The 5,236-nt window shown below is 28.6% G+C and carries 6 protein-coding genes; 3 read left to right on the forward strand and 3 right to left on the reverse strand.

The genetic code is table 11. The annotated features are described in order from the left end of the window. The coding region (locus tag AB1Z17_RS01210; RefSeq protein ID WP_368049964.1) for a Glu/Leu/Phe/Val dehydrogenase dimerization domain-containing protein at positions 1 to 883 on the reverse strand (883 nt) is incomplete at its 3' end. 251 nt (positions 884 to 1,134) lie between these two features. On the opposite strand from AB1Z17_RS01210, the gene pheS reads away from it, so the two are divergent. The 3 genes from pheS to AB1Z17_RS01225 all read left to right on the forward strand — a co-directional run bounded on the left by pheS (position 1,135) and on the right by AB1Z17_RS01225 (position 3,693). Further along, a complete protein-coding gene (pheS, locus tag AB1Z17_RS01215; protein WP_368049965.1) occupies positions 1,135 to 2,154 on the forward strand; it encodes a phenylalanine--tRNA ligase subunit alpha in 1,020 nt (339 codons plus the stop codon). 68 nt (positions 2,155 to 2,222) lie between these two features. Further along, the gene (locus tag AB1Z17_RS01220; RefSeq protein WP_368049966.1) at positions 2,223 to 2,624 is read left to right on the forward strand and encodes a hypothetical protein; all 402 of its coding nucleotides are present in this window, start codon (positions 2,223 to 2,225) and stop codon (positions 2,622 to 2,624) included. Between the two features lie 13 nt (positions 2,625 to 2,637). Then, positions 2,638 to 3,693 (forward strand): lactonase family protein, encoded by a 1,056-nt coding sequence (locus AB1Z17_RS01225; RefSeq protein WP_368049967.1) that lies wholly within the window; start codon positions 2,638 to 2,640, stop codon positions 3,691 to 3,693. Here the strand turns inward: AB1Z17_RS01225 and AB1Z17_RS01230 are convergent. Further along, positions 3,690 to 4,604, reverse strand: a complete 915-nt coding sequence (locus AB1Z17_RS01230) for a hypothetical protein (protein WP_368049968.1) — start codon at positions 4,602 to 4,604, stop codon at positions 3,690 to 3,692. The genes AB1Z17_RS01225 and AB1Z17_RS01230 overlap by 4 nt on opposite strands. A 15-nt stretch (positions 4,605 to 4,619) precedes the next feature. Continuing rightward, positions 4,620 to 5,236: response regulator (locus tag AB1Z17_RS01235; protein ID WP_368049969.1), on the reverse strand; the 617-nt coding region annotated here is incomplete at its 5' end.

Raw genomic sequence — 5,236 nt, forward strand, 5'->3', positions numbered from 1 at the left:
CATATTCGCTAATTCTTGCGTGTTTGTTATTTTTAAGATCCATTACAAAAGCTAATTTATCTGCATCGATACCATCTTTATCAAAAATATATCCTCCAGAATCAGATAAGGTAACAACTTTAGCTCCTAATTGAGTTGCTTTTTCACAAGCATACTGCGCAACGTTTCCAGAACCTGAAACCGTAACAGTTTTTCCTTTTAAAGAATCTCCTCTAGTTGCCAACATACTTTGAGCAAAATATACAGTTCCGTAACCAGTTGCTTCAGGACGAATTAATGATCCACCCCAAGACATTCCTTTACCAGTTAAAACACCTGTAAATTCGTTACGTAGTTTTTTGTACATTCCAAATAAAAATCCGATTTCTCTACCACCAACACCAATGTCTCCTGCAGGAATATCGGTATTTGGACCAATATGACGGAATAACTCTCCCATAAAACTTTGGCAGAAACGCATAATTTCACCATCAGATTTTCCTTTAGGATCAAAATCAGATCCACCTTTACCACCACCCATAGGTAATGTAGTTAATGCGTTTTTAAATACTTGCTCAAAAGCTAAGAATTTAAGAATACTTAAGTTTACTGTAGGATGAAAACGTAAACCACCTTTATAAGGTCCAATAGCAGAATTCATTTCAATTCTAAATCCTCTATTAACAATAATTTCTCCACTATCATCTACCCATGGTACTCTAAACATTAAAACTCTTTCTGGCTCAACCATTCTTAATAAAATGTTTTTACCATAGTAAATTTCTTGACTAGCTATATAAGGAATAACCGTCTCGGCTACTTCTTCTACAGCTTGTAAAAATTCAGGTTCAAATTGGTTACGTTCTTTAACCAAATTCATAAACTCTCTAATTTTTGATTCCATAATTTATGATGTATTATTTTGAATTTAATATAATTTGCTATACAAATATAGCTAATATTTAATATTATATATAAATTAAGAGTATTTTTTTACGAAAATATTCAAATTTTCTAAAACGTTTTCGTAAAAACAATTTTACAGTTAAAATAAACAAACCGTTTCTATTTAAAAAGACACTATGTATCTTTATAAATTCAATATTATTTATCAAAATAAAATTGTGTAAATTTGCACTCTAATTTTCTATAAAAATGTTAGATAAAGTAAAAGAATTGATTGGAGAAGTAGCAGCATTTAATGCAACCTCTAAAGATGAAATTGAAACTTTTAGAATTAAATTTTTAAGTAAAAAGGGAATACTTAACGATTTATTCGCTGAATTTAAAAATGTACCATCTGCTGAAAGAAAAGAATTTGGTCAGGCATTAAATACGCTTAAAAATACAGCACAAGATAAAGTAAACCAACTAAAAGATGCTTTAGAAAACGCAAGTGAACAAAAAGGTATTTACGGCGATTTAACACAACCCGAAGAGCCGATTGAATTAGGTTCTCGCCATCCAATATCTATAGTTAGAAATAAAATTATTGATGTTTTTTCTCGGATAGGTTTTACAGTTTCTGAAGGTCCAGAAATTGAAGACGACTGGCATAATTTTACGGCATTAAATTTACCAGAATACCATCCAGCACGTGATATGCAGGATACCTTTTTTATTGAAACAAATCCAGATATTTTATTACGTACACATACTTCTTCTGTTCAAGTACGTTATATGGAAAATCATAAACCACCAATTAGAACTATTTCTCCTGGAAGAGTTTTTAGAAATGAAGATATTTCGGCACGTGCACATTGTATTTTTCATCAGGTTGAAGGTTTGTATATTGATACCGATGTTTCTTTTGCGGATTTAAAACAAACACTTTTGTATTTTACCAAAGAAATGTTTGGGAAGTCTAAAATTCGTTTACGCCCTTCATATTTTCCATTTACTGAGCCAAGTGCTGAAGTAGATATTTATTGGGGATTAGAAACCGAAACCGATTATAAAATTACAAAAGGTACAGGTTGGTTAGAAATTATGGGTTGTGGAATGGTAGATCCAAATGTATTAAAAAACGTCAATATTGATCCTGATGTTTACAGCGGTTACGCTTTTGGAATGGGTATTGAACGTATTGCAATGCTATTGTATCAAATACCAGATATTAGAATGTTTTATGAAAACGATGTGCGTTTTTTAGAACAGTTTAAGTCGGTAATATAGTTTAACAGTTGTAAGTTTTAAAGTACTGCTTTTTAAATTTTTAACTTCAAAATTTACAAACCCTTTTTATGAAAAAAGATATTACAATACCAGAGGTAACGGACGTTTTTATGGCAGTTGTTAAAGAATATAACAACGAATTTAAATGTGAAGATTGGAATGCATATATTGTTAACAACAAAAATGTTACCTTAGAAATGGTGTTGATTGTTTCTAAAGGTTATGACGAAGATAAAATGATTGAGACAGCTATTTTAAGACATAAAATTGAAAAATTACCTGCTAAATCCTTTGCTAAAGTTGAACTTTTACAAGGTGATGTCTTAAAACTTTCGAACTTTTTTAATGTTACTTTTTTTGAAGGAAATACCATGTTCGATAAAAAATATTTGTTTGAAAAAGGTGTAATTAAAGAAGGTGCACTTAGAAATATTCCTTTGCTAAATAAACGTGGAATACTAATAAAATAATACCCAAAACTAGATGAAAAGAATTTTTATTTTTTTATTATTGAGTATTGACGTGGTTAGTTATGCGCAAAATATTCCAATGTACGTTGGAACCTATACCGGTGAAGATAGCCAAGGAATTTACCTTTATAATTTCAATACTAAAACTGGTGAATTAAATAATAAAAAGTTAGCAATTGAAACTGTAAATCCTTCTTTTTTAACTTTTTCAAAAGATAAAAAGTTTCTCTATGCAGTTAGTGAAAGCGACCAAGAAAGCTCTGTTAGCGCATACAAAATCAATTATAGCGGATCACTTACTTTAATTAATAAAGTAAACAGCAAAGGTAAAGGTCCTTGCCATGTGCAACTAAATAAAAAAGGAGATAAAGCTGTAGTTTCCAATTATGGTGGTGGAAATTTTGCCGTTTTTAATATAAATAAAAATGGTAGTTTACAAGAAGCTTTTCAGGTTATTGATCACAATATTGAAACTAAAAAAGCACATGCTCATTCTGCTAAATTTTTAGGCACTAATTTATTTGTTGCAGATTTAGGACGTGATTTTTTAGCACATTATATTGAAGAGAAAGGTGATTTTACTTTAAAAGAAAATTACAACATGGAAGTTGGCGCTGGACCAAGGCATTTTGAAATTTCAAAAAAAGGCAACTATATTTATGTTATTAATGAATTAAATTCTACTATAACCACACTGAAAAAAGCTGAAAATAGTTATAAAAATATTCAAAACATTAGTACATTAAGTAATGATTTTAGTGGTGAAAGTTATTGTGCTGACATACATTTATCTAAAAATGAGAAGTTTTTATATGGCTCTAATAGAGGTGAAAATTCTATTGTAGTTTTTAAAAGAAATAAAAAGAGTGGTACACTTCAAAAAATTCAAAACATAAGTGTGAATGGTGATTGGCCAAGAAACTTTACACTTTCACCAAACGGAAAATTTTTATTAGTTGCTAACAAAAAAAGTAAAAATATAAGCGTTTACAAAGTGAATAAAAAAACTGGTGAATTATCCTTCTTAAAAAGTATAAAAGCTCCAACACCTGTTTGTTTATTATTTTAATTCTTTAATTCAAAATAATAGATATTATCTGTATTGCTGTATCTAAATGAAGTTAAATACCCTGAATTCCCGTTTATAAAAATTACTCCCAATTCATCAAAATCTGAATTAAAAAAATCTAATTTTATAGGTATTCCCCAAATTCCGTTGTTTTTTTCAATTTTATAAATATTAAAACTTCCTTGCTCTCTTTCTACTTCAGAAATAAGGAATTCTCCATTTTCATTTGTATCATAAGCAACTCTGGTTACTTTTCCATCATAAATATTTGATGCAAAATAAATAGTGGTTTCGTTATAATATGTCGGGTTTATAATTTCAAATTCTGGATGAGAGATATATACGACATCTCCTTTTTCCCATTCGTTATTTTTAGTTCTTTTAAGTTCTAATAAATGTAAACGCCCCCTTTCGTTAGTTACAACAGTCATTTTAGAGCCATCTTTTGAAATTGTTGGGTATGTATATGAAAAATCTAAATTGCAAATAGGTAATTGTACAATTTCTTTAACCTTAAAATCTCTTATTTTTCCTTTATAAATTGTAAAATTATTTGTACCAAAAGTGCTTAACTTTTTTGTGACTCCCGTAAAATAAATTTCATTATTAAAAATAGCAACTGCTCCTAAATTATATTTTGAGCCGATTTTAAATTTTTGAGATTCCGATTTTAAATTTGAATAAAAGAGCTTATAGTTATTTCTGTTATGGTTCGAAGCATAAATTAACCCTTTATTATAAATTGTTGGAAAAATATTTCCTGTTGAATTTAACGTAAGATAGGTTTCATGTATACGAATGTCATCATTTTCAAAAATAAGGTTATTGAATTGTGCCTTAATTTCAAAAACATTTAAAACAACTACAACTATTGCAAATAAAATGCTATTCTTTATTCTTTTATTTTTCAATTCTATATTATATTATTATAAACTCAAATGATAGTCTACCATTGTTTTTAACTCCTCTTTATTTATTGGTTTAGATATAAAATCATTACAACCTGCCGAAAGGGCTTTTTCTTTATCTTCAGCAGATGAGTATGCCGTTTGTGCTATTATTGATAATTTAGGCCTAAATTTTTTAATTTTTTTTGTTGCTTCGAGACCATTCATATTTGGCATATTTATGTCCATTAATACAATATCTATATTTTCATTTTTATTACACAGTTCAATAGCTTGAACTCCGTCTATCGCGTGTAAAATGTTACAATTTTGATTAAATATTTTTGAGACTAAAATTTCAAGAAATAAAAAATTCATTTCTTCATCCTCAGCTATTAAAATAGTATATTTTGGTTTTGCTTCAATAATATTATCATTAAAATTATCAAACTCAAAAATATCATTTACAGGCTTATACGGTATAGATACCCTAAAAGTAGATCCTTTCCATTTTATAGAATTTACAGAAATTTCTCCTCCTAATAATTCCGTGTTTTCTTTTGCAATAGATAATCCTAATCCCAATCCGCCTAAGGTTCTAGAAGTTTCTTCATTTTCTTGCGAAAATCTTTCAAAAATAATTTTCTGTTTTTCTA

The organism is Lutibacter sp., from assembly GCF_040883305.1.
In the GTDB taxonomy this organism is placed as follows: Bacteria; Bacteroidota; Bacteroidia; order Flavobacteriales; family Flavobacteriaceae; genus Lutibacter.

Coding starts and splice junctions, on each gene's coding strand:
- AB1Z17_RS01220 (WP_368049966.1), top strand. CDS start 2,223: ATGAAAAAAGATATTACAATACCAGAGGTAACGGACGTTTTTATGGCA.
- AB1Z17_RS01225 (WP_368049967.1), top strand. CDS start 2,638: ATGAAAAGAATTTTTATTTTTTTATTATTGAGTATTGACGTGGTTAGT.
- pheS (WP_368049965.1), top strand. CDS start 1,135: ATGTTAGATAAAGTAAAAGAATTGATTGGAGAAGTAGCAGCATTTAAT.